The sequence below is a fragment of the Hominimerdicola alba genome (assembly GCF_900112155.1).
Taxonomy (GTDB): domain Bacteria; phylum Bacillota; class Clostridia; order Oscillospirales; family Ruminococcaceae; genus Hominimerdicola; species Hominimerdicola alba_D.
The window spans coordinates 1-25768 of sequence record NZ_FOKQ01000014.1 but is presented as its reverse complement, the minus strand read 5'-3'; the positions used below and the strand labels follow the sequence as shown (position 1 = coordinate 25768).

Genomic DNA, 25768 nt, shown 5'->3' with positions numbered 1-25768 from the left:
AAACAAACCCTGTAATTATGCAAAGCTGTACCAGCCCATTTTATCAACATTCTCCTGCTCCCCGGTCAACCATAATAGCTATCAGACCATACAGACCTTTGAAAAGCTGTTGACTCCCGGACAAATATATGATAGAATGATAGCATACAGATCGTAACGCTGGCGAGAGGCAGTGCTGCTTTAAAGCCGCATGAAAGGAGATGTTACCATGTCAGATACCAAAGAAACCATAGCCGCAGCAAAGGAAGGCTTTGAAGCGGCCTTCGCTGAGAAAAACTTCTATGCCAGACAAACCCAGGATGATACGCAGCTGAATGCGATAATCGACTTCCTTCCTGTAAGACCCGGGATGAAGATACTCGACCTGGGGGCGGGGACAGGGTATCTTACATTTGCGATAGCCAAGAGTTTTCCCGATGTTACTATTGTCGGCCTGGATATAGTTGAAAAGGCTCTGGAAAACGACCGCAGGCGTGCAGCTGATGAAAAGCTTGACAATATCAGCTTCTGCGTATATGACGGAGTGAATTTCCCCTTTGCGGATAAGAGCTTTGATATGGTGGTATCGAGATATGCGCTGCATCACTTCCCGGAGATAAGGGCGAGCCTTTCGGAAATATCCCGGGTGCTTACGGATGAGGGTTATCTGTTCATCTGCGACCCGACCCCCAACGATATCGACAAAGACGGTTTTATAGACGAATATATGCAGGTCAAGCCCGATGGTCATATCAGGTTTTATTCAGCAGAAGAGTGGAAAGAGCTTTGCAGGGAAAGCGGTCTGTTTCCTGCTGATTCTTTCAAGAGCAGTATCCGTTTTCCGAGAAAAATGGAACAGGCCTATCTCGATATTATGCGGAAATATGACCGTGATGTTGTCGAAAGCTACGATATGAAGATCATCGACAAAGAGGTATGGGTCACGGAATGGGTCAATAATATGCTGTTTTGCAAATAAGTGAAAGGACGCTACAGAATGGATATTACGGTTTATTCCGATAAGATTGGGGATTATCTTAATTGCTCCGATGCAATAGATTATTCCGATCAGGCTGTTTCAGAGCTTGCTGACACATTGTTCAATAAAGCAACAGATGAAACAGACTTTGTAAGAATAGTCTTTGAATATGTGCGTGATAACATATCACACTCGGCGGATATAAATGCAGATGAGCTGACCTGTTCGGCATCGGAGGTCTTGAAAGCGGGACATGGGATATGCTTTGCAAAATCTCACTTATTAGCTGCGATACTGCGCTGCAAGGGAGTCCCCGCAGGATTCTGCTATCAGAAGCTGATACTGGACGATGACGTCGCATCCATCCTCATTTATCACGGTCTGAACGGAGTATATATAAAGTCTCTCGGCAGGTGGATCAGGCTTGACCCAAGAGGCAACAAGCCGGGCGTGAACGCGCAGTTTTCTCTCGAAACAGAGCAGCTTGCATTCCCGATCCGTCCCGAGAAGGGAGAACGAGACGGCCTGACGGTCTATCCCGAACCCGCACCTCTGATAGTTTCAAAATTTGATAAGTACAGTTCAAGAGAGAAATTATGGGATGATCTGCCGGATGAACTGGGTTATATAACAGAGGATTAAACATGAAAGTATTGCTTTTTCTTGCTCAAGGCTTTGAAACAATGGAGGCGAGCGTTTTTGTTGACATTATGGGCTGGGCAGGTGTCGATGCTGTTACCTGCGCTCTGCGAAAGACGGTCACAAGCACTTTCGGTGTGTCGGTCAACGCGGAACTGCTGCTCGATGATGTTTGCATCGACGACTACGATGCGCTGGCGATCCCCGGCGGCTTTGAGGAATACGGCTTTTACGAGGATGCCTTCTCGGAGCAGGCGGTTAAGCTGATAAATGATTTCAATGCTCGGGGCAAGATGATAGCAACTATCTGCGTCGCGGCGCTTGCGCTGGGCAACAGCGGCATACTTAAAGGGAAGCGTGCCACGACCTATCACCTTAACGGTGGACACAGGCAAAAACAGCTTGCACAGTACGGTGCAATCGTCGTGGATGAGCCGGTTGTGAGGACGGATAATATCATAACATCCTACTGCCCGAAGACGAGCCAGGCTGTTGCCTTTATGCTCTTTGAAGAGCTGGTGGGCACGGAAAAGATGCAGCAAACAAAGACCGCTATGGGGTTCTGAAATAAACTTAATTGAGGTAATGAAAATGGTTATCGGAATAAGAAAATGGAAGCTTGAAGACAAGACCGCGCTGGCCGAGAATCTGAACAACGTAAAGATACTTGATAATCTGAGGGACGGTCTGCCTTTTCCCTACACGGAGAAGGATGCAGAGGATTTTATACGGGCGATGCTGTCCGCCGATGAGGATAAGACCTTTGCTTTTGCGGTCACTGCCGATGATAAGATCATCGGGAGCATAGGCATATTCCGCTGCGGAAATATCCATTACCGGACTGCCGAGCTGGGTTACTATATCGGGGAACCCTACTGGGGTAACGGCTATACGACCGAAGCTGTCAGGCAGATTTGCAGCTATGTTTTTGACAATACCGACATCATCAGGATCTTTGCTGAGCCCTTTGAAAGCAATGCAGCATCCTGCCGAGTACTTGAAAAGGCCGGCTTCGCCTGCGAAGGGGTGCTGAGGTGCAATGCTTTCAAGAACGGTAAGCTCGAGAATATGAAGATGTATGCGCTGATAAAAGATGCATGATTTATAATACCGAACACAGCACTTCTGATCGTCACCTCAAGAGCCCGGCATCGTACTTGCCTGAAATTTTGAATTAGGTGTTGACAAACGAATAAAAATATGTTGCGATAATAATACAAAATTTTATGCAATATAACAGTATTGCACTAAACAGGAGGTATAAACAATGGCAGAAAGTATTTTTGTAGTGGATTTCAAGGTCGAGAGTGAGGCTTATCAGGCTCTTTCCGAACTCAAAGCAAACCCCGTTAACGACAGTTATACTGCTTCGTCGGCGTTTGTCGTTAAGAACGAGAACGGACATATCATTCCCAAGGACAGCTTCGATACTGCCGATACTCATATAGAAGTATTAAGCCATAGTATTTCTGATGTAAAGTCAGAAGTACTATGGCGTTTCCATTGATAATGCGTCAAAGTAGTGATATAATTGATTATCAATATAAACGGAATTTGAAAGGTGGTTAGGGTTCAGATGATAATTGATTCTTATGATATTAAAAGTGAACCGATCGTAAATTTCGAGGCTTTCTATAGTGAAAAAAAGCATCTCGTTGAAATATGCCTTGTAATATTCTCCAAGGAGATATACGAACATTTATTGTCGCAGTATGAATGCAAACAAATTGCAGAAGTAAGTGTCTGTAACGGAAATATACCGATATGGTCATTTCAAAGGAATCATAGAGAGAGCGCTTTTTATTTGACACATATTGGTTCTGACCGTGCAGGAGAACTGACAGCAGAAGTAAATCACCTGACAGGGGCAAATAAATTTATTATGTTTGGCTCTTGCGGGAGTCTGGATAATAGCATTACCAACGGAAAATTTATCATTCCGTCACAAGGGGCTGCAACAGCCCCTTTGAACCGCTGTCTTATTTGTTTGGTGTTAGTGTTTATATACTTTTGTGGTGCTACTCAACTTAAAAAGGAAACTATATTTGTTTAATTATTCATTGTAACCACTGAGACACGGCAACAGCATTTACTATTGAGGAGAAACGGAAGAAGGATCAAAAAGGATATCGAGAAAAAGAGTAGGTTCAAGAGCAGCACGAAACATCAGACGCCTTTTACTAATACGCTTGTACTGAGCCTGAGAAACAAGATTGAGAGCGATTTTACGCATAATATTGAGAACGAGTGGTGAATTGTCTTTTCTTGCTCTTGAAGCATCTTCTTTAAAAATAACATCAAGGCACCAATGAAGATTATTCTCTATTGCCCAGTGCTTTCTTACAGAATCGGCAAATTCATCGAGATCAGTAAGCGAGGTTATGAAATATCTTGTAAATTCTCGTGTTTCTCCTTTTTCGCTAACTGTTGACTTCACGCATCCAAGTCCCTTTAAGCCTTTCCATTCGTCTCTTTGTTCCAGCCAAGACAGTTCGGTAAGCTACTGATATTCACGTTTTTCAATTCTTCCATGTCCCTTGTCAAGCGTCGATTTCATCGGAATATCATCACAAAATTCATTAAAATAATCTTTGGTATCCTTGTATAATGCAGGCTGATTCTGTTTCAGACCTATTGCATAATCTGCTTTCTTCTTAATTATCTTTTCAACGATCTTCTTCTGACAGCTCATTGCATCAGCAGTTACGATGTCGCCTTTTACATCAATCAGATCCAGAAGTTCAGGAACTGCCGTTATCTCATTTGTTTTTTCTTCAACTGCCAATTCACCTAAAGTAAGCTGATTTTCTGCAACAAAAGCACTTATTACATGATATGCTTTATGTTTACAATTGCCGCTTCCGCAAATCGTTTTTCCGTCTATCGCAACTGTTCCTCTTTTGGTTCTTTCACATGATATCCAGTTTATCAGGCATGACGAAAGCTCAGACGGATTTAGTTTTTCAAATACTCGTCTGAATGTGTCACTATCAGGTGTACCATTCGGAAGTTCAAGAAATTTCGACAAATATTCCTGTCGACTCTTGCCAAACGCCTCCATATCGGCTAAATCTTCCCCTCCGCATATTATGGTACACAGTCCTATGATTATTATATCTTCAAGCTTGTGTCGGATATTTCCATATCCTGTCCTCCTTGGCTCACTTATATTTCGTATTCCTTCTTTTAATTCTTCTATCTTCATATCTCTATTTTACTTCTTTTTCTCTAAAAAGTAAATGCTGTTGCCGTGTATCAGTTAGCTATGGTTCTTTACTTTTATATTGTGATGTGGTATAATATAAATAAAGATAGGGGGCATTTATATGAATAGTGGTAATGATGAGTTTACTTCACCTGTGTTCGATATGGGAACGCTGATGCGGGCGATTGTCAATCCTTATGGAAAAAGGTTGATTGTGGACGGTGTGCCTGCTGAAAGGCTTGGACTGGAGGGAAAGCTTGGTCTGGAGGAAAGTAAGACAAGCAAGGCGGACAGTATCAAGGTAGCGATAGTTGTAATAGCGTTTATCGGTGTGCTGATCGCTATGCCGATTTTTGCGCAAACGGAACCTTTACTTTGCATGACGACATTCGGGGCGCTGCTACTGTTCGTCGGGCTGGTCGGTCTGTTTCAGGACGGAGTATCGCTGGAGAGTATTATGAATCTTGTGATTCCGCTGATAGGGGCTGTGCTGGTGGTGATATCGGTGGTGAACGTTTATCATAAGTCACATCCTGGTAGCTTTTATTTTACGCAGGAAAGGATGATAGAAGTTGCCTGCGTCGGGTTTGGAATAGTTGGCTTGGGAATGCTGGTGATACCGCCTGTGGTGCATTCGCGTAAAATGAGAGAATGTACGCAGGTGATCACGGCTATGTGCATTTACAGAAATTATCATTATTCTAAAAGCAGCCATAAGAGAGGCGGAAGAACGGTTGGCAGGCGAGGCAGCGGGATCAGCCGCCTTTACAAGCCCTGGTGGCAGTATGAAGTTAATGGGACGATCTATGTTTCAAGCGAGGGTGTGTTCACGAATGTTGATGTGCCGGATATCGGCAATCTGCGGGAGATAAGGTTTTCGCCCGAGAAACCGTCGAAGATATATCGTCCGCTGATGGGAACAAGAGTCGGGTCTGTGTTTCTGGGTGTGATGTGTATTGGTATGGCAGTGTTGGCTTTGGTTGTTATGCATCGGTAGATAGTTTTTTCGTTGATGTGTATACCAAATTATACGAACTCATACCAGACGATACGAATTTTATTCCAAACGATACCAAAATATACGAGCGTATGCAAACGTATGCATACGCTCGTTTTGGTACGTGAATATTGATCGTTCGTGTTATCAAAGATCGACATTCAACAAAAGCATAAAAAAATATATTTTCTTTTATTGATAATAAACAAATAATAAATAAAACATATCGTAATTGTTGACATTCTTTGTGATGTATGCTATCATGTCTTTTAGAATATTTATATATTTTATTCTATTAAAAATTGAAAATTTTGGAGGTAACAACAATGCGAGTAAAAAGATTTTTAGCAGTAGTAGTGTCACTGTGTATGGCAGCAGGAACTGTCAGCGTTGGCGCGCCGATAATAACACAGACTATAACCGCGCATGCCGAATTTGCAAACAAATTTTCCTATGATGAAAATTCAGGAGTGCTGTTTCTCAGAGGTGAGGTAAATGGTACAGCTGTAAGGGATTTTTGTTACCGTTCGTATGTAAAAACCATCGTAGCTTTAGAAGGAACTGTTTTGCCTGAAGATTGCAGCGAGCTGTTCAGCGATTTTAATTACTGTACTTATATTGATCTTTCAGATGCTGATACAAGCAATGTTACTGATATGAGCAATATGTTCTCTGGCTGTAAAAAACTGAGCACCCTTAATATCAGCGGATTTGACACAAGCAAAGTTACAAATATGAATAGTATGTTTTATGATTGTTCCGAACTGACTACACTTGATGTAAGCGGATTCGATACCGGCAATGTTACAGATATGGGTTGTATGTTTTTACGTTGTTATAAACTGACTGCACTTGACGTAAGCGGATTTGACACAAGCAATGTTACAAATATGCCTGCAATGTTTTTGGGGTGCATCGGTCTGACATCACTTGATGTAAGCGGATTTGATACCGGCAATGTTACCAGTATGCTTAGGATGTTCAAGGATTGTACCAGCTTGACTGAACTTGATGTAAGCAGATTCGATACCGGCAACGTAACAAATCTGGGTTATATGTTTGAAAGCTGTTCAAAACTTACTTCGATCGATGTAAGCGGTTTTGATACAAGCAATGTCACGAATATGAGCGGTATGTTCAAGGAATGTAAGAAAATATCATCACTTGATATAAGTAACTTTAATACCGAAAATGTCACGGATATGTGCGATATGTTCTCATCCTGTTATGGCTTGACCACGCTTGATCTGAGCGGTTTCGATACAAGCAAGGTCACAAATATTGGATGGATGTTCTATGGATGTAAAGGTTTGACTGAACTTGATGTAAGCGGATTTGATACGAGTAATGTCACAACTATGTCCTATATGTTTGGTGGCTGTAAAAAACTGAGCGAACTTGATGTGAGTAATTTTGACACAAGTAATGTTACATATATATATGGAATGTTCCGTTACTGTTCCGGTTTGAAAAGACTTGATGTAAGCAGCTTTGATACTCGCAAGGTAAAAGATATGAACAATATGTTCAGCGATTGTTCAAATCTTACTTCGCTTGATGTGAGTGGATTTGATACAAGCAGTGTCGATAGTTTCTCTTTTATCTTCAGTCATTGTACTAGCCTTACCTCAATTGATGTAAGTGGATTTGATACCCGAAAGGCAAAAGATATCTCCGGTATGTTCCATGATTGCTCCGCTTTGACAACGATTGATGTTAGTTCAATTGATACAAGCAATGTAAAAATAATGACCAGTTTGTTCAACGGCTGTTCGGGTCTGACGTCGATAGATGTTAGCGGATTTGATACAAAAAATACCACAGGTATGGGTTGGATGTTCGGTGGTTGTTCAAGTTTGACCGAACTTGATCTGAGCAATTTTGATACAAGCAGTGTAACAGAAATGCATTCAATGTTCAACGGATGCTCCGGTCTGAGTAAACTTGATCTGAGTAGTTTCGATACAAGCAATGTCAAATACATGAGTGATATTTTCTTTGGTTGTTCCAGCCTTACAACACTTGATCTCAGCAGCTTTGATACAAGCAAAGTGAAAGATTTTACCGATACATTCAAAGACTGCAACAAGCTGAACACTCTCAAGATCGGTGAGAAGTTTAGCAATATAACAGAGGAAATGAGTCTCCCGAACGGCAGCGGCTGGGTAAATGCAAATGCTCCCAAAAACGTTGTAAGCGGTAACGGGAAATATGCAGTCATCGGCAATAACGGAACTAACACCTACAAGCGTTTAACCGCCAATGCGCTCACTTATCCCACAAACATCAAAGTAGAATACAGCAAAGAATACCACCAGGTAAGATTTACATGGGATAAAGTCGAAGGTGCAGACAAATATGGCATCGCTGTATATCTGGCAGGAAAGTGGATAGTTCAAGCACAGGACATAACCGACACAGTTTACACTTCTCCCAAGAACCTCACCCCGGGTAAGACCTACAAGGTCGCTATCGCGGCAAGAGTAAACGGTAGCTGGGATACAGCAAATGCAATCAAAAATGCAGGAACTATTACTATAAAGTGATAGGCTGAATTTGTTATAATTTGATAAATGCAAAACGGATAGAACGTCAGTATCAGACGACTATCCGTTTTTTATTATACTTGCGTAAATGAGGTAACCGTCAGAATTTTCTTATCCCCTAAAATATAAGACCCTGCAAGGAATAGTGCTAGGCTTCTCATTTTGTGGTATAATGTAATTGCAAGAAAACATCAAACCAACGAAAGGATTGTACCATAAAAATGAGAAATTGTCAAGTGCGGATGAATATGAATTTTGATATCTACATCGAGGAAAACTCACAGGTGAAAATGCTGAACGATGTCATCAACGAGATCTATTACACTGCGGACTACACCGTTCAAAGCAAGTGGATGGGGGATATCCCTGAGGACATCATGATGAAAATACTCATATTCGGCTATATGAACGGCGCATTTTCAAGCCGTAAGATCGAACAGCTCTGCAAACGCGATATATACTTCTGGTGGCCGCTCGAAGGATCCAAAAATCCCGATCACAGCACGATCTCACGCTTCCGAAAGAAAATGGGCGAGATCAGTGGTGAAAATCTTTTTATAGACAGCACCAAGATCGAAGCCAATGCCAACAGATATACGTTTGTCTGGAAGAAATCAGTTGCTAAAAATGAAGAAAAGCTCCGTGCAAAACTGCCGGCTGTCTTGGATGAGATCGACTCCGCCTTTGGCATAAGATTTCCCAGAAATACGCCGGTTCCTGATATGATAGCTACCCTTTCATCGCTGATGTCAAAGGTCGGGATAGTTCGTGTCACGGGTAAAGGTCATCACAAATCGTCATATCAGAAAGCACTTGAAAAGCTCGAAGAATATTCTGAAAAGCTGGCACAGTATGAGTATTACAACAGTCTTTTTGACGGTCGGAACAGCTTTTCCAAGACCGATACCGATGCTACCTTTATGCGGATGAAGGAAGACCACATGAAAAACGGTCAACTTAAGCCGGGATACAATATACAGGCTGCTGTCGAGGGGGAATACATACTCGGAATAGACATTTCCAGCGAGCGAAGCGACGTAAACACGCTGATCCCGTTCCTCGAAAAACTCAACAGCCTTGAGCTGTTTGTGTTGAAAAACATCATCTGCGATGCAGGATACGAGAGCGAGGAGAATTATCTGTATCTCAGATCTCACGGTCTGATCTCATACATAAAGCCGGTAAATTATGAACAGCAAAAGAAGAAAAACCAACGCACGAAGTACGGCAGGCCCGAAAATATGGAGTTGGCGATATCTTCGTATGCGAGGCCGGCAGGATACTTTGGAGGGGCGGAACGAAGCATGAAAAGAGCAAGACCGGCTTCGTTTCGGAGAAAGCGGTTTACAGATGCGAAAGCTGCGAGGGCTGTCCGTACAGGCAGAACTGCACGAAAGCAAAGGGCAACAAGACGCTTTCGGTATCGAACAGGTTCAAAGAGCTGCGGGAAGAGAGCCTGGAGAACATTACGACCAACTTCGGCAGACAGCTGAGGATGAACAGGAGCATCCAGTCGGAGGGGGCATTCGGTGTGCTGAAGCAGGATCACGGCTTCAGCAGATTCCTATGCAGGGGCAGCAAAAACATCAGAACGGAGTTCCTTTTGCTGGCGATTTCCTACAACATAAAGAAGCTTTTTGCAAAGGTTTCCCAAAACCGCTGCGGAGTTTCACTTTTTGAGTTGAAAACGGCGTAGTGTTTTTCTCAAATACCGTCAAAAAAGCCCCGGCTTTCGTCGGGGCTTGGGGAAGTTTGCTCTGAAAATGGGTGATATATTACAATGTGTTATATTGTTCTGGCTTTTCACAAAGGTAAGGAGGCTGCTGCGGTGTGCAACAGCCTCAGTTTTACGAATGTAAGACTTTATATAGAGATATGCCATGAATGTATTTAATTAGATGAATCCTAATCTCTTCATAAGCGATGCCTTATTGATAAGTAGTATCTTTCCGTGTTTGCCGGCACCTGCCCTTACAGAGATTATTTCTCCTCTCGCAGCTAACTGTCTGATAGTATGTTCGGAAATGCCTTCGAACTGTTGGGTACATTCTTTAACAGTCAGCATTTCAGCAGGGGCTTTTTCTGTTGTAGTTACAGAGGGCACATGTTCAACACCTACATCTTCTACATCAATATACTCATCTATAAGAGCCATGAGTTTGCACATAAATTCTGTTTTTTGTTCTTTTGTCATAAGAATTCTCCTTTATTAAATATTGCAGAAATATCCAATGATCTTTGGATATTATTAGCTTATATTTTGACAAATTGCTTGTTCATATATCATCATCCTAAAACGGCGTATTTACGCTGCTTGGCTAGATTCATCGATTTTGTAAATTATCTATGTGTCATGATTTTTATATACTGCGGAAATCTGATACGGCAGAGGGTTGGATTGAAAAAAAATGAAATTATATTATTAAATCATTGCAATTTGAAAAGCAATGTGATATAATATCTATCGGACATAACAGCGTAATGACTGTGAATTGTCCATCACTGTTATAATGTGGCTATGGCTGTTTCAGGTATATATTTCGTTTACTGTAAGTTACAGCCGTATCAGATTTAAGTTCTTTTATTTTCAAAAGGAGGGTCAAGAGAAAATGCACAAGACAATGAAACGTATCGTCGCAGGGCTTGTGGCGATTACCGCTGGTTTATCGGCAGCAGCCGCATCTGCACCTATGAGTGTGTTTGCAGCAGATGAACTGATACTTATCCAGTCTGACTTCGAGGCAGGCATGGGTCTTCCCTGGCACACATTAGAGTATGCACCGGCACGGCAGGACTTCGATATTTCAGACGGCACTTACAATGTAACGATACTGAACAACGATGGTCCCGAGTCAAGATGGGATCTTCAGTTCCGTTGCAGAAATTTAGTGATACTAAAGGGTCATACTTACAAGGTACACTGGAAGGTCAATTCTTCCAATGAGGGTGAGCTGTACACCAGGATCGGTAACTACGGCGGAACTGTTGAAGCTTGGCACAACAACTGCGGCAATGATGATTTCAATCAGACGTGGGAATGCGTAAAGATCGCTAAAGGCGACAACACCTTCGATGCTGTGTTTACAGCTAAAGAAGATATTGATGTTGCTGAGTGGGCATTCCACTACGGCGGACAGGGTCGGTATCAGCCGGTAGACTGCTTCCCAAACGGTACGGTACTCAAATTCGATGATCTGTCTCTGATCGACACTACCGGTGGATATTTTATCGATAGTGATAATAACGAGTGGGGCGTTGTAAGACCCGAAAGCAACGTTCGTCTGAATCAGATCGGTTACTATCCTCAGCTGGAAAAGAGGGCTTCTTATGTTACCGATGCTGATAAGCCACTGGATTTTGAGATACGTGACAGATCGGGCAACGTAAAGTACACAGGCAAAACTAAGGTATTCGGCAGCGATCCTGATTCGGGTACAGGTAAGGATACAGCAGTTAAATCGGCCACAATATACACAAGATACAAGGACTCAGGTGCCAACGTACATATCATTGATTTCTCGGATTTCAGAACTGTGGGCGAGTACACGATATTCGTTAAGGATACAGTCGGCGTAAGCGGCACTCAGGTGATGAATTCTAAAAATGTAAACGATACAAAGCTCAGCGGTGATAAGCTTTTATGGACAAATCCCGTAACTATGAAAACTTATACGATGAACGAGAGCAGTCCATTCAGGATAGACAGACAGATCTATGATGATCAGCTGCTGAGGGATTCCATGAACTACTTCTATCAGAACCGCTCAGGAGTACGGATAGAGTCTGAGTACATCACATCAGGTGATAAGAGTATGCTGGCTCACGGTATGATTCATAACCCCGATATGGCTTATGTACAGAGCAAGTGGGTAAAGACTTACGAAGATGACTTCTCTGATGGCGAGAAGGATAAGAAGATCGACGTTACAGGCGGATGGTACGCTGCAAGCGACCACGGTAAGCACGTTGTCGAAGGCGGTTTCTCCGTATGGACACTTCAGAACGCTTATGAGTTCTCCAAGAGGAGAGGCAATACACGCAAGTGGACTGACGGCACGATAGCTGTCCCCGAAAATAAGGATAATGCTCCCGATATACTTGATGAAGCAAGGGTAGAGCTGGAGTGGATGTTCAAAATGATAAATGAGGACGGCTTTGTATATCATTCAGTGCAGAACTATGAGTGGGAAGGTTTTCCACTCACGTCATTGCTCAAATGGACGCACATAACAATGGAGGACATTTATCCTTACCGTATCGTCAGACCTCCTACGTATGCAGCCACATTCAACATGATCGCTTGTGCTGCACAGGCTTCACGTCTGTGGAAGGGCATAGATGATGATTTCGCAAAAGAGTGTCTGCAAAATGCACAGAACAGCTGGAAGGCTATCATGGCTAAGCAAGCCAAATGGGACGTTACAAGTGGCTATTACTATGATGATCCTTACTTTGCTCCCAGTGAATTCGGCGGATACAACAATTTCGGTGACACCTATGTAGTTGACGATGCTTACTGGGCAGCTTGTGAACTTTATGCAACAACAGGGGACTCGGCTTACTATGGCTTCTTAAAACGCTATAATAATTATAATGATCCGTCAGGTCAGGATAAGGCATTCAGCTTGACTTCCTGCCTGAGCGGCGGCGAGAACAACGGTTCGCTCAGTTCCTTCAATTGGGGCAATACTGCGGGTATGGGCACTCTTTCACTCTACCTGAGCGACAAGACATCTTCTGCTGACAGGAAGACTATTGTCAATTCTATCCAAAAAATTGCTGATCGATATATTATTCAGATGTATAAAGAAGGCATGGGCATACCTTACAAGAGTTCGACTTTCGGGGACTATATCGGTATCGGCGATGGAGATGTGTACACAGGTTATGAGTATGGTTCCAACTCCTTCGTTATCAACAACGCTATGGTACTGGCTTATGCTTATGATACTGATAACGACAAATATATTTATCGGAACGGTGCAGCCGAAGCACTTGATTACCTCTTCGGACGAAACGGTCTGGGCTTCTCTTATGTATCAGGCTACGGTGATAAGGCAATGGGATCGCCACGCCACAAATACTGGGCAAACAGTATCGATCCGTCCTTCCCGGCGGCACCCGCAGGTGTTCTTGCAGGCGGTCCCTGCTCATATATTAATAATGATAAATACCTTCGTGGTCTCGGCTATAAAAGAGGCACTTTAGCTGCTCAGAAGTGCTATGCTGACAGTCCTGAGGCATGGACTGTAAATGAGGTTTCCGTCAGCTGGAACGCTTCTCTGGTCTGGATGTCATCATTCATGAACGATCGGTTCGGCGGTTCAGAACCAGTCCCTTATCCGATCAATATTAAGGTCGATTACAGTGAGAAGTACCATCAGGTAAGATTTACATGGGATAAGGTAGAAGGTGCTGACAGATACGGAATAGCAGTTTATCTGGCAGGCAAGTGGAGAGTTCAGAAGCAGGATATCACAGGCACTACCTACACTTCTCCCAAAAATCTGACTCCCGGCGTAACATATAAGGTAGCGATCGCCGCAAGGGTGAACGGCAAATGGGATACAGCAACTGCTATCAAATATGCCCGTACTGTTACTATAAAGTGATAGACTTCATTGATCCAATTTATTAAAAACAAAACGGATAATCGTCCTAAGCAGACGACTATCCGTTTTTATTTGTGCTTTAGCGAAAATTAAAACGGGGCTGTTGCTTGGTGAAACAGCCCTGTTACTCATATTGCTTTACAAATTTTTTTGAACAGAACTATTCAAACCACACTTCTGAAAAACAGTAAGCATGAGCCTGAATAGGCTGATGTTCTGTGTCATTGCAACTGGATAGAGATACTGAGGTTGTGTGATTACATAGACAAGATCAAAGTAATTCTTGAGGAAGAATGCGGTGACTTGCTCGACTTCCGCCCTACAGTTTATTGTCAAAATGGTCGTAATTCATCTTCTAACTTAAAATTGAGAGTCTTCTTGCTGGTAGAGGATAAAAAACGAGGGCTGTGAACAGCCGCATGAGAGTATGATCTCTCACACGGCTGACACAGCCCTTTAAAAATGTATCACGTTAACACGATCATTATATTTCGGAACCGCCCCATTCAACAACTGTGAAGCCTTTTCTTTCAAATGTGGAAAGCTCCTGCGGTTCGATGTCCACAGCATCTTCAAGAGGTGCATATGTCATAAATACGCGCAGCATACTGTCGGGTGTGGGTGTGATGTTCAGCTTTGCAGAATCTGTATATTTTTCACTCTGGAAGGATATGAGATTATACTTGTTGTGCTCCATTTGTGGCAGCCAGTATACGATAAACTCATTCATCTCATCTTCATTCAGACCCATATATCTGAGTTTTTCTTTGAGGAAACTCTCGGTGTCACTGCCTGCAACACAGAATCCCTTAGAAAAATCAAATTCGGTTCGGCAGTTTACAGCGTCCCAGAACAGGTATCTGTGATGAGAGCCGTCAGCCTTGTTCACAAGTGATCCGTCTGGCTTAGCGACTACATCCCAGCCGTTGTTGTATTTAGGATAGGTAGTGGCAAGATCTGCTTCGGTCAGCTCCACCTCAACATGAACATCTGTCTCATTTTCGGGATAAAGATAGATAACAGGCTTAGCAACTATAGGATATAAATATTGTGGAATTTGGATCTGTCTATCGCCAAATTCATTCACGACCTGTACCCAGCCGTACTGTCCTCTATACAATGTAAATACCCAGTTATCGTTATTATTCATAACGCCGAGTTCCTGAAGGTAAGATTTTCCGGGAATCGTTGTAACTTTACCGTAGCTTGTATCGGGTCCGAGATACATAGTGATGTCATCGTCCATAACATATAGATCCGCACCAAATACGAGCTCTCTGTCAGGCTTGACATAGGAATTATTGCCGCCTATGTTACAGGTAACAGCATTTTTGATAGCGTTTTCTGTATCCCATTTGCCATTAACTCTTGCTGCAATAGCTACTTTGTAGGTCATGCCTGTTGTGAGATTCTTAGGAGAGGTATAGGTAGTGTCAGTTATATTCTGGGCCTGTACTTTCCATTTGCCTGCAAGATATACAGCTATACCGTACCTGTCAGCTCTGTTGACTTTGTTCCATGTGAATCTCACCTGACGGTATTTTTCGCTGTATTCTACTTTGATGTTGGTGGGATATTTGAGATAATGCAAATAGGAGAAACGACGGACGTAGGTGTTTTTGCCTTCGTTTTTGATGACCGCATATTCATGTTCACCGCTGACGAGATTTGCTGGGTCATTGGCGTTTGCCCAGCCTTTGTAGCTGCATTGCAGTTCCATTTTTTCTGTTATTTCAGTAAACTTCTCACCGAGAGTGAGGAATTGCAGCGTGTAGCAACCTTCAAACATATTGCGTACACTTGCCTTGCGATTATTCTCATCAGATGCAAGGCTCGTGTCAAAACTGCTCAGATCAAGTTCTATCAGGTTGGAACAATGGAAGAACATCGAAGACATATCAATGACATTACTTGTATCAAAGCTGCTCAGATCAAGTTCTGTCAGAGCGGTGCACCTTATGAACATCAGATGCATATCAGTAACTTTGCCTGTATCAAATCCGCTCAGATCAAGCGATGACAATTCAAGACATCCACAGAACATACAGCTCATATCTGTTACGTTGCTTGTATCAAATCCACTTATATCAAGTGTTGTCAATTTTTGGCAGGTATCAAACATTCTTTTGAAATTTGTGACCTTACTTGTATCAAACCCACTCAGATCAAGTGATGTCAATTCAAGACATTCATCGAACATACTGCTCATATCTGTTACATTACTTGTATCGAAACCGCTTACATCGATGGTTTTCACTTTATAACAGCGCTCGAACATATTGCTCATGTCTGTAACATTGCTCGTATCTGCATTAGAAAGATCGATGGAAGTACAATAACTAAAGCCCAAAAACAGCTCACTGCTATTTTCAGGAAAAACTGTTCCTTCTTCAGCGACAATGGATATGACTTTATCCCTGCTAGTTTTGAGAATTTCAATTAATGAATCACGATCTACCGTTCCCCTTAGTGTAAGCACACCTGTTGCCTCATCAAAGGAATAACAGCTGCCATCGACAGAATCAGCCTGTGCAATTATTCCCTGTGTGATAACAGGTGCACCATTGCTGACAGCACCTGCTGTCATACAAAGCGACATTACTACTGCTAAAATTTTTTTCATCTGCATAATTTTGTCCTCCCAAATTATCAATTTGAATATTGCAATATATATCAATATTCCCCTGAATATGATAGCACATGTACTTATCAATGTCAATAATTTAGATACATCTTCTTAATCATTCGTTGCTTATTCATAATAGAAGCTCATATTAATGTGTATTCTTCACAGCATTGAGTATATATTTGATTCGCTTTGACGATGTGATCCTATACAATTTATGTCTTTACTACGGACGCTGTACGTCAGTGACGTGACGCCACATCAAGGAGTTCTAACAAAGCGTTCTGTTGACTTTTATAATGTCGTCTGATATAATAACGACAGTTATTTTGTAAAACGGGAGATGATATTTTGAAGAAGCTTTCTTCATATTGGCGAGTGCTTATCGTTCTGTTGATATGCACTGCGGTGATGGGGTCCGCTTGGTTCTTTCCCGAATTTTGCGACAGGTACACGGACAGTATTTTCTATAATATATGTAACGGTGTGAGCCGCGTAACAGGACTTGTTCCGTTTGCGATAGGCGAGATTATTATGTATATCGGTGCCGCGGCAATGGTGTTTGCGGTGATATTTCTTTTGCTGCTTATCTTCCTGCGCAAAAAGGGCAGGTACCGCAGGTTCTGTGCAGTGTATTTCAAAACGCTGCTGATGGCTCTTGTATGTACGTTATTAATCTATATGCCGACCTGGTACATACCCTTCTGCGGGACGGTACTCGGAAAAGGGGAGACAGATGCTCGAACAGATTTCAACCATGACGAGGTGGAAAAGCTGGTAAGATATTCGGTGGATGGGATGAATTCTGCTGCTGAGGAAATAGAGATATCTTCTGATGGTACTGTGATTTTCCCGACTGCGGAGGAAACTCAGTCTCTTATCGCAGATGCCATGCGGTCGATGGGTGAGGAATTCCCACGTCTGAATGGTTACTATCCGCCTGTGAAAACGGCGCTCTGCTCAGATATACTTGAACGAATGAATATAACAGGGTACAACTATCCGTTTACGATGGAACCTACTCACAGTAAGTATCAGGCGCCGCTGGATCGCATTGTTACCGATGCTCATGAGCTTGCGCACCACAAGGGATATTTTCTGGAAAACGAGGCAGAAATGCTGAGCATAGTTGCGCTGACCCAAAGCTCCGACCCTTATCTGCGTATTGCAGGTTATGATGCCCTCTATTGGTGGGTATGTGACAGCTATTACGAAAAAATCGATGCGGAGATGGAGAAGGAGTTCAAAAATATGATCGAAAGCGGTGAGCTTGACATTGATCTTCCTATTGATTCAACGGAAGAATCTGAGCGAGCGTATGAAGCAATGCAGCTTCTGTACAATAAGTATTATAAGAACGAACCGCAGATAAGCGATAGGGCACAGAGAATATTTGATGCATCTAACGATATTGAGATAGAGATATTCGAGGAAGACGAGCATATCATCGACGAAATGCCTGCGGTAAACAATGCTATAACGGCGACCGCAGATAAGGGTTGGGAAATACAGGAGGATATCCTCGAAGAGAACTGCTATGATGGTGCTACGCTGCTGCTTTTGCAGTATTATGACGGTAAATTGTACTAACCGGAATAATTGGGTCTTACATTATTATAGGAACACGTTCATACTACTTTTTCACCGGATGAAACTCTTTCTAAGTAAAAAAAGCCGCAGTCTGATCTGCGGCTTTTTATGTACTAACTGTCACTTGTTTTTGTCAGCGTTGTCCTCATCCTCACAGAGATTCAGCTAAGCTCTTTATTTTTGGTGTTTTTTCAGGAATGTCAAACTTTCTTGACTGAGCCCTGAACTCATGATATAATTATTTTCGGAAAATTTCTATTTTTATGTGACCTATCCACCATGTCTCCTGTCTATATAAGTGAAAGGAGGTCACAGCAATGCAGGACGAAGAAATCATTGGGCTTTATTTGGCTCGTTCCGAGAATGCTATCACCGAGACAAGCGGAAAGTACGGCGGATATTGCAATTCAATTGCGATGAATATCCTTCATGACCACAGTGATTCTGAGGAAGTTGTGAACGATAGCTATCTCAAGATTTGGAATACCATACCGCCGTCCCGCCCGCTTAGCTTGAAGGCATATCTCGGCAGGATTGTGCGTAATCTGTCGCTAAATCTATACGAAAAACTGAATTCAGCAAAACGGGGCAAAGGCGAGGTGAAGCTTGTGCTAGAAGAGCTTGCTGAGGTAATACCGTCAGATGAAAGTGCGGAGAAGTATACGGAGCAGAAGGTTTTAGAACAGTTACTTGACAGTTTTCTCGGAACACTGGACGACGGCACACGTAAGATATTCGTGCGTCGTTACTGGTACATGAGCAGCGTCAAGGAGATAGCACACAGCTATAAACTCAGCGAAAGTGCTGTCAAAATGCGCCTGAAACGGACAAGAGAAGCTTTGAAAAAATATCTGGAGCAGGAGGGATGGAGCAATGAATGAAATGAAACTGCTTCGAGCATTCGGGGGTATAAGTGACAAACATATCCTTGAAGCAAGTGAAACACAGAGAAAGAAGATAAACAAACGGATAGTATTATTACTTATAGCGGCAGCGGTAGTATTATGTCTGGTATCGGCAGGCAGATTCGGGCTTATAGATGTCTTACAGAGACATTTCATGGGCGACCTTTCTCCATATTCCGAACAGATAAGTCAAACGATAAAGCAGGTCAAAAACGATGATATAACATTGACCGTACATGGTTTTGTATTCGATGCAGATGATTGTGAGGTCGTACTGAGTGTTGAGTCGCATTCAAAGAAGGGCAGGAAGATAGTCGGAGATCTTGACTACCTCACCTTTAGATATGATTTAGATCATGCAAAGTGCGTGGAGAAATATGATTATACACAAGAGAAGGAGATGGAGGAAGCGACCAGAAAACTCTGGAAAAAACACGGTTTGGAAACCGCTGAACCCAGCCTGGTGTTCAGCAATGGAGATCGAGACAGTGACAGAAGTACAAAAGGAGATGAATTGAATTGTGAAACAAATTATCTGGCGGCATCTATGTGTGGATCCACAAAAAATAGCAATAAATACCGATTCGAAACATTGGTGTATATCCCTACAATGGATTATGATTGGGATCAGCCGCTTGTCATCACAGAAAAAGTCAGCGGCCTGTCAATAGAGCTTTACTTATCCGATTACATCGAGAAACGTGAATTAAAGGCAGTGAACGGTGACGGTTTTGAAAACGTAACTATCTCGCCATATTCGCTTTATGTAAGAGGCACAGAACATGACATCGAGTGTGGCAGATATCTTAAGGACGGCGGATACAATGGTGATGGTGCTTACAGTGAGGTCACGATAAACTTCAAGGACGGCAGTACAGCAAAGCCTTTTGCAGAGGTTGGTTTCACAATGGAATTTGATGACTTTAACGGTGACCCCGAGGATGTAGAAAAATTCAGGGAAGAGCAGTATAACGATAATTCTAATATTGTAGATCAGTCACTTGTGGCAAGGGTCGAAGAAGACGGATTCTTCGAGCTTGATAATATAGAGAGCGTCATTATAGACGGTGTTGAATACAGATATGCAGAATAATCCTATCGGCGTACCTTCTGTTTCATCGAATTTCATGTATAGACGGATTTTTGCATATATGAGTATGATGCCCCGGCACAAGGAAGTTTTTTCAAAACCATATGATCAAAGACAATACAGTTGATAGCAAAAACACCGGCATCACTTAGATGTCGGTGTTTTTATGTATATTGCAGATCACAGAAGCATCAAAATACAGAATTCTCGGTTTTTATTACGAGGTAGTTATCTAGGTTTTTCACTCCGCAATACCTATCAGTTTATTTAATTTGCTCCGAGAAGTCCGTCGGTGTTGAGTTCGCCGATCAGAGTCCATGTCTCGGATGTATAATCGAACTCATAGGTCGCATAGCGGATAAGGTTTTCTTCAGCCGAGTTATTCTTCTTTGCGTAAACAACGAACCGTTCTTTGTCACTGGCATATACATCTAATGTGATGTTTTTAACGCCCTTTATATCATCTGTTGTAGTTGTGTACTCAGGATCTGTTCCGAAGTAAATATTAAAAGTGTACGAACCGCTCAGGCAGTCGGGGACAGGTACTTTCAGTTTGCTTTCCTTAGTAGGATAATACCAAGTTGCGAATTCTGGTTTAACCATTTCAATGGGTCCGTCATATTCTCCAAGTGATATATCCACTGCGATATATGTTCCCTTGTTAACATAATTATCTGTGTCGGGATCGCCGTAATACGAGCAGACATAGCCTTTTTCTGTAGAGTCAAAATTGTATCTGATCAGGCAGTTCAGACCGGCTTTTTTAAGTGCGGCAACAGCCTGTTCTTCTGTCAGTTCAAAAAGTTCCGGTATCTTGACCATATCATCAGAGGGTTCATCTTCCTGTGCGCCGAATGCTGTGTCATCTTCTCCGAACCACTCAATTTCTGCGGTATCTTCCGGCTGTGCTCCGGATTCATCGGGAATATCAGTCAGTGAGCCGAATACTTCATCAAATTCGGCTATCCAATTCTGCGTGTCTTTATACAGTAAAGTAAGATCTTTACCGTCACTCCATTCACATACATCAAGACGTATCAGATCGGAATCCCAGTACAGTTCGATATCGTAGTAATTTCCGTCCAGCTTGAAGGAACAATCAGCACGACAATCATCCCCTGATGGCAAGTGTTCTTCATAATAATAATACAGGTTCTCTGTTTCAAACTGAGGCGTACTGTTCTTACGTATATCATCAATAATACTTCTTAGCTTACGGGCAGCCTCTTCGTTATGGTATTCTTCATCAAACGGGTTATCATAAAATTCGTCTTCATTATTGCTGTCATTATTTTTATTATTCTGTTTCCTGAAAGTCAGGTTGCCGCCCTTTTGGGTCGCATAGTACAATTGATAATATGGTTCATCGGGAGTAAACTCGCATAGAGCATATGATCCGCCGTCAACAGTGACTACCCAGCAAATTTCAGGGTGAGGGTCACTGTCCGGATGATAGGTGCTGAGTTGTTCTCCGCTGATCTCGACAATGCGCTGTTTTCCGTCAACATAATATTCTAAAGTACGTTCGGTCGGAACGGCTTCGCCATACCAGATATGGCACTTTTTTGTCTTTTCGACTATCGCGTCAATAGCCGCTATCCTGTCTTTATCTGTAATGGTGAAAGAGCTTCCGTCACTTTCGGTCACGGTCATAACGTCTTCGGGGGATAGTTCTTCATCTTTTGTGATCGTCTGATCGTCTGTTGTCATGCTGCTGTCCTGACCTGTCGTCGGGAGAGGCTTTGGAGTCTTCTCGTTCATGTTGACAGCTGCTATACCGATAACGACAGCTGCGCAGGCTGCAACCGAGATCACAGCTGCGGGAAGATGGCTTTTAACCTTAATAATATCAGATCTGTTTACACTCATTGTTGTTTGCTCCTTTTTATCTTTTGTACCGAATGCAGTTATTGTGCTGCTATCCGTTGTTGTCTTTTCATTGCCGAAGGTCTTTCTGCCCGCTTCGAGCTTTGCTGCACGTTCCATAACGCGGCGCTTCATCTCTGCGGACGGTTCAAGGCTGCGGCGTATTTCAGATATATTCTCTTTTTTCATTTCCTGCCGCCTCCATTTCCGAATTATCATTTTTAGTAAGTTCAATTTTAAGTTTTTCTCTTGCTCTTTTGAGCCGCATTTTCACCGCCGCTTCGCTTGTCTGCATGATCTCTGCTACCTCCGCCAGGGAAAGTCCCTCAAAGTAATGCAGATACACCGGCAGTCGGTATTTTTCTTTAAGCCCGCAGACTTTTTGCCACAGCCCGTTATCTTCCGAAAGACTTTCGGTGTCTACCACGCTGTACGGATCGAATTCCTCTCCGCTCCGAAGCAGATTCCACGGCGAACGGTTCGCCGAACGACAAAGGTTCAGTGCCGTGCGTATAAGCCACGAGCGCCGCGCTCCTTCGTCTTCGAAATGAAGGTCTTTTGTATAGTACAGCAGGAACACCTCCTGAAAAAGATCATCTCTTTCCGAATGTGACCTGAGCATTGAGCAGATAATGCCGTTCACAGTCCCGCCGTATTTATCCATAACATATTCCAGGTCTTTCTCTGCACTTTCCATCGACATTGCCGCTCACCGCCTTTCTATGTTTTTTTGTTTGTTTAATGTGCTCATATACTAATGATGATTTTAGCATAAAAGTAACGCTTTTTGAAGAGGAAACGTTTCGATTTGTATCATTGCACAAGTCGATAACTTCTATGACAGATTGAATTGAAGCTTACTGACGAGAAAGCAGCTGTCACACTGCTTTTATTTCAAGGCCGCTCGTATCATAACAAACTCTTGCATGATTCTTTCGTATCAGCTTTTTCTCGACGTGTTCTCCTGTCCTGCGGTCGATTTTGTCACGATATACCTCTCCGTTGCGGTATACGATACCGTTTTTCTGCGAGAAAAAAACGTTTTCTGCCCATATATGGTATTTGTGTTCCTGTCGCTTATTCGCCCTTAGTTCTCCGCAAAGGTATTCGTCGGTGGTGTAGATCACAAGCTGATATGTGATATCAGTCGTATTCTTGAATCGATAGTCCAGATAATTGTACATTATACTTGTGCCTGTCCCGAAGGGTATAGTCCTGTTAAAGTCAGGGAACAGATCTATCTGGTCGTGGTGATGGTGCTCTGTTATCTCCATTTCGGAATGAAGCACCATCCAGTGGATAAGGTTAGTCATCTGACACATACCGCCGCCTATCCCCGAGGAAGGGTGATCGGAAAATATCGTCAGTCCTTCCTTATATCCGTTCTTTTCGGATAGACTGCCAACAAGATACCAGAATGAAAAGGTCTCACCGGGACGTATCAGGAGCATATTTATTTTTGGTGCAGCAAGAGAAAGGTTTACTGCTTTATTCTCCTGCAAGTGCATATCCACGTTTCCGAGTCTGCGTCTTATAAGCGAATTGTGCTTGTATATTGAATATTCAAGCTTTTGATCCGATCTCGTTTTTGCAAAGTTGCCTGCCTCAAACAGATTTTTTACCGTTCTTACCATTTCACACTTGCGCTCCGAGATAGCGTAAGTAAGCGGAGACAGCTCACAGAATAGTTTTCTTTTCATTTTTTTACCTCTTTTATATTCTTCCGTAATGCCAGTTATCTGCTTCTATATCAAATACAGCCAGATCGCATACGGGATTAATATCAGATAAGTCAGCGTGACCGGGATCGTCAAGATTGATTTCTCCACCTTCCGTTGATTCTTCCAGTCTCTTCCATATCTCACCATCCGGTACATCGGTCACATCAAAATGCAGAGCCCAGTATCTGCCGTCTATTTCGGTCCATGCAGCCAGACCAAGTGTAGTATTGACCATACTTACTCCGATATCATGTCCCAGCTGTTCTTCTATCTCATTATATGTCATTCCGACAGTCACACCGTTGCCGACGTTCGCGCCTTCATAAAGATTCAGCTGTGTTATCTTGTTACCCAGCCCAAACTCATCACCATGGTAAGGTACTTTTATGGTGATTTCCGGCTTGTTGTACATATAGTTCGCGCATTCAAGCACAAAGACGTATTCGGGGAATGCGGCGCATTTCAGACCAAAATTAGCGCATTGCGACGATGCCGCTTCAAGTATCTCATAATCATCATTTGAAAGTGCCCTGAGCTGTTCACCGTCCATTGAAAGCATTTTATCTACAGACATCTCCACATTTTCAGTCTGACTGTTTGCTGCTTCGGGATTATTGTCGTTGTTGTCAGAGGGGATATTGCTGTCACCGACTGGATCATTCTGAACGTCATTTGAAACACTGCTCTCCGTTGTTTCGGAAACAATGTTGGTTTCATTAGTGTTGTCCACGCTTATGTTTGTACTGCTGTCCTTAGCAGCCGCCGAGAGATCTGTTTGGTCATTATTATTACTGCACGCTGTCAGACCCATAACAAGTGCTGCGCACGCTGCAACCGAAATAACGGCTATTGGAAAACGTTTTTTGATTTTTGAGTTCTCTCTTGTATTATTTGCTTTCATTTGAATCTGCTCCTTTTTATTATGTGATCCGTTGTTGTCCTATTATAGCCGAATGTCTTATTTCCGGCTTCGAGCTTTTCTGCACGCTTCATCACACGCCGTTTCAACTCGGAAGAAGGTTTAAGCCTTTGACGAATATATGCGATATTCTTTTTCATAAGCTTCCGCCTCATTTTCTTTTTGATCTTTCATAGTTTCAAGATCTGCTTTATAATTTTCTTATGTTTATTTGAGTCGACTTTCATTGCTGTTATTGAATGCATTCATATACTAATGCCGAATTCAGCTCAAAAGTAACGCTTTATTTAGAAAGAATTTTACGCTTTGTATTATTGCACAAATAGCTGATGTATTTTCTGTATATATGTTGGCGTTATTGATATATTATTCCTGCGCGTAAACACGCTTGCCTTCTTTAGCTATTTGATGTAAGGTATTCATATCGCAGTAAATCGGGAGATCGCTAAGCTAAACAGGTGCTTTGTATCAAGTATCAGGGTTAGGTACAAAAAATATGCATATGTGTGTCTGAGCGTTTATGGGGAAGCTCTGGATATTGATAATATTGAACAGTTAGGATATTTAGGATTACTAATAGCGGCTGAAAAATATGCTGCTATTTCAAAGCTGCTGCACGGCAGAAGCGAGAAAGACTGCGCTGACGCTATGCGGAGTTTTCTTGACAGTATAGATCTCAGAGTAAGGCTTTCCGATGAAGGTTTTACCAAAGAAGTCATTTCGTAGTTCGCAGATAACTGCTTCAAAGTTTCTGAAGCAAGCGTTAAAAACCACCCTACTGAATTCTGCTCGGATACCATTTCTTTACTTTATGAGAAGGCATTATAATGTAATTGCTGTTATATATCTTTTAGCTATCAAATGCAAACTCTTCGACAGGATTCTGCCGAAGAGTTGATTTGTAACTAATGCCGATAGCAAACACGGATATTTTAACCACAGTGTGATCATCATTCAAACAATATTATAGGTTCGAGGAATACAATACTCTCGGACCTATAATTAGTCTCTCCTCACACAGCAATAAAGCAACGAAATATCGACAAATCCAACAAAATATGGTATAATAGAAGTGCAAGAAAAAGTAATCAAAA

19 protein-coding genes and 2 pseudogenes are annotated in these 25768 nt (G+C 42.5%); 14 read left to right on the top strand and 7 right to left on the bottom strand.

The features are described 5' to 3' along the window. The first annotated feature begins 208 nt into the window (after positions 1-208). The 6 genes from BM265_RS09105 to BM265_RS09080 all read left to right on the top strand — a co-directional run bounded on the left by BM265_RS09105 (position 209) and on the right by BM265_RS09080 (position 3650). Positions 209-958: a class I SAM-dependent methyltransferase gene (locus BM265_RS09105; RefSeq protein ID WP_074961258.1), complete on the top strand. Its 750-nt coding sequence runs from the start codon at positions 209-211 to the stop codon at positions 956-958. A gap of 18 nt (positions 959-976) precedes the next feature. Further along, on the top strand, positions 977-1600 hold the full coding sequence (locus BM265_RS09100; RefSeq protein ID WP_074961257.1) for a transglutaminase-like domain-containing protein: 624 nt from the start codon (positions 977-979) through the stop codon (positions 1598-1600). A gap of 2 nt (positions 1601-1602) precedes the next feature. Then, a complete protein-coding gene (locus BM265_RS09095) occupies positions 1603-2163 on the top strand; it encodes a DJ-1/PfpI family protein (RefSeq protein WP_074961256.1) in 561 nt (186 codons plus the stop codon). 25 nt (positions 2164-2188) lie between these two features. After that, positions 2189-2698, top strand: a complete 510-nt coding sequence (locus tag BM265_RS09090) for a GNAT family N-acetyltransferase (RefSeq protein ID WP_074961255.1) — start codon at positions 2189-2191, stop codon at positions 2696-2698. Between the two features lie 166 nt (positions 2699-2864). Continuing rightward, positions 2865-3104: a hypothetical protein gene (locus BM265_RS09085; protein WP_074961254.1), complete on the top strand. Its 240-nt coding sequence runs from the start codon at positions 2865-2867 to the stop codon at positions 3102-3104. Between the two features lie 69 nt (positions 3105-3173). Continuing rightward, positions 3174-3650 (top strand): nucleoside phosphorylase-I family protein, encoded by a 477-nt coding sequence (locus BM265_RS09080; RefSeq protein ID WP_074961253.1) that lies wholly within the window; start codon positions 3174-3176, stop codon positions 3648-3650. A 39-nt stretch (positions 3651-3689) separates the two neighbouring features. Here BM265_RS09080 and BM265_RS20620 read toward each other — a convergent pair. After that, positions 3690-4802 (bottom strand): annotated as a pseudogene (locus BM265_RS20620) (ISAs1 family transposase). Between the two features lie 121 nt (positions 4803-4923). Here BM265_RS20620 and BM265_RS09065 point away from each other — a divergent pair. The 3 genes and pseudogenes from BM265_RS09065 to BM265_RS20995 all read left to right on the top strand — a co-directional run bounded on the left by BM265_RS09065 (position 4924) and on the right by BM265_RS20995 (position 10041). Continuing rightward, positions 4924-5799 carry a hypothetical protein gene (locus BM265_RS09065; RefSeq protein WP_074961250.1) on the top strand — a complete coding sequence of 292 codons (876 nt, stop codon included), beginning with the start codon at positions 4924-4926 and terminating at the stop codon, positions 5797-5799. Between the two features lie 326 nt (positions 5800-6125). Next, a complete protein-coding gene (locus BM265_RS09060; protein ID WP_074961249.1) occupies positions 6126-8345 on the top strand; it encodes a BspA family leucine-rich repeat surface protein in 2220 nt (739 codons plus the stop codon). Positions 8346-8566: 221 nt separating this feature from the next. Beyond that, positions 8567-10041: pseudogene (locus BM265_RS20995) on the top strand (IS1182 family transposase). Positions 10042-10239: 198 nt separating this feature from the next. On the opposite strand, the gene BM265_RS09050 reads toward BM265_RS20995, so the two are convergent. Beyond that, a complete protein-coding gene (locus BM265_RS09050; RefSeq protein ID WP_074961248.1) occupies positions 10240-10539 on the bottom strand; it encodes a MerR family transcriptional regulator in 300 nt (99 codons plus the stop codon). 415 nt (positions 10540-10954) lie between these two features. Between BM265_RS09050 and BM265_RS09045 the strand changes: the two genes are divergently transcribed. Continuing rightward, entirely contained in the window at positions 10955-13957 is a 3003-nt protein-coding gene (locus tag BM265_RS09045) for a glycoside hydrolase family 9 protein (RefSeq protein WP_074961247.1), read from the top strand. 484 nt (positions 13958-14441) lie between these two features. Here BM265_RS09045 and BM265_RS09040 read toward each other — a convergent pair whose 3' ends face one another. Next, positions 14442-16586, bottom strand: coding sequence for a BspA family leucine-rich repeat surface protein (locus BM265_RS09040; RefSeq protein WP_074961246.1), 2145 nt, complete (start codon positions 16584-16586; stop codon positions 14442-14444). Between the two features lie 348 nt (positions 16587-16934). On the opposite strand from BM265_RS09040, the gene BM265_RS09035 reads away from it, so the two are divergent. From BM265_RS09035 to BM265_RS09025, 3 genes are all read left to right on the top strand, one after another. Further along, complete coding sequence (locus tag BM265_RS09035) at positions 16935-18173, top strand: DUF3810 family protein (protein ID WP_074961245.1); 1239 nt, start codon at positions 16935-16937, stop codon at positions 18171-18173. 317 nt (positions 18174-18490) lie between these two features. Beyond that, the gene (locus BM265_RS09030) at positions 18491-19054 is read left to right on the top strand and encodes an RNA polymerase sigma factor (RefSeq protein ID WP_074961244.1); all 564 of its coding nucleotides are present in this window, start codon (positions 18491-18493) and stop codon (positions 19052-19054) included. Beyond that, positions 19047-20171 carry a DUF4179 domain-containing protein gene (locus tag BM265_RS09025; RefSeq protein ID WP_074961243.1) on the top strand — a complete coding sequence of 375 codons (1125 nt, stop codon included), beginning with the start codon at positions 19047-19049 and terminating at the stop codon, positions 20169-20171. The genes BM265_RS09030 and BM265_RS09025 overlap by 8 nt, the downstream gene beginning before the upstream one ends. A 264-nt stretch (positions 20172-20435) precedes the next feature. On the opposite strand, the gene BM265_RS09020 is transcribed toward BM265_RS09025, so the two are convergent. From BM265_RS09020 to BM265_RS09005, 4 genes are all read right to left on the bottom strand, one after another. Continuing rightward, positions 20436-22223 carry a hypothetical protein gene (locus BM265_RS09020; protein WP_074961242.1) on the bottom strand — a complete coding sequence of 596 codons (1788 nt, stop codon included), beginning with the start codon at positions 22221-22223 and terminating at the stop codon, positions 20436-20438. Next, on the bottom strand, positions 22201-22737 hold the full coding sequence (locus BM265_RS09015; RefSeq protein WP_074961241.1) for an RNA polymerase sigma factor: 537 nt from the start codon (positions 22735-22737) through the stop codon (positions 22201-22203). Before BM265_RS09015 ends, BM265_RS09020 begins: the two co-directional genes overlap by 23 nt. Positions 22738-22912: 175 nt before the next feature. Further along, positions 22913-23734, bottom strand: coding sequence for a VanW family protein (locus BM265_RS09010; RefSeq protein ID WP_074961240.1), 822 nt, complete (start codon positions 23732-23734; stop codon positions 22913-22915). A gap of 13 nt (positions 23735-23747) precedes the next feature. Then, entirely contained in the window at positions 23748-24656 is a 909-nt protein-coding gene (locus BM265_RS09005; RefSeq protein ID WP_074961239.1) for a hypothetical protein, read from the bottom strand. 522 nt (positions 24657-25178) lie between these two features. On the opposite strand from BM265_RS09005, the gene BM265_RS09000 reads away from it, so the two are divergent. Further along, on the top strand, positions 25179-25400 hold the full coding sequence (locus BM265_RS09000; protein ID WP_074961238.1) for a hypothetical protein: 222 nt from the start codon (positions 25179-25181) through the stop codon (positions 25398-25400). The last annotated feature ends 368 nt before the right edge of the window (positions 25401-25768 follow it).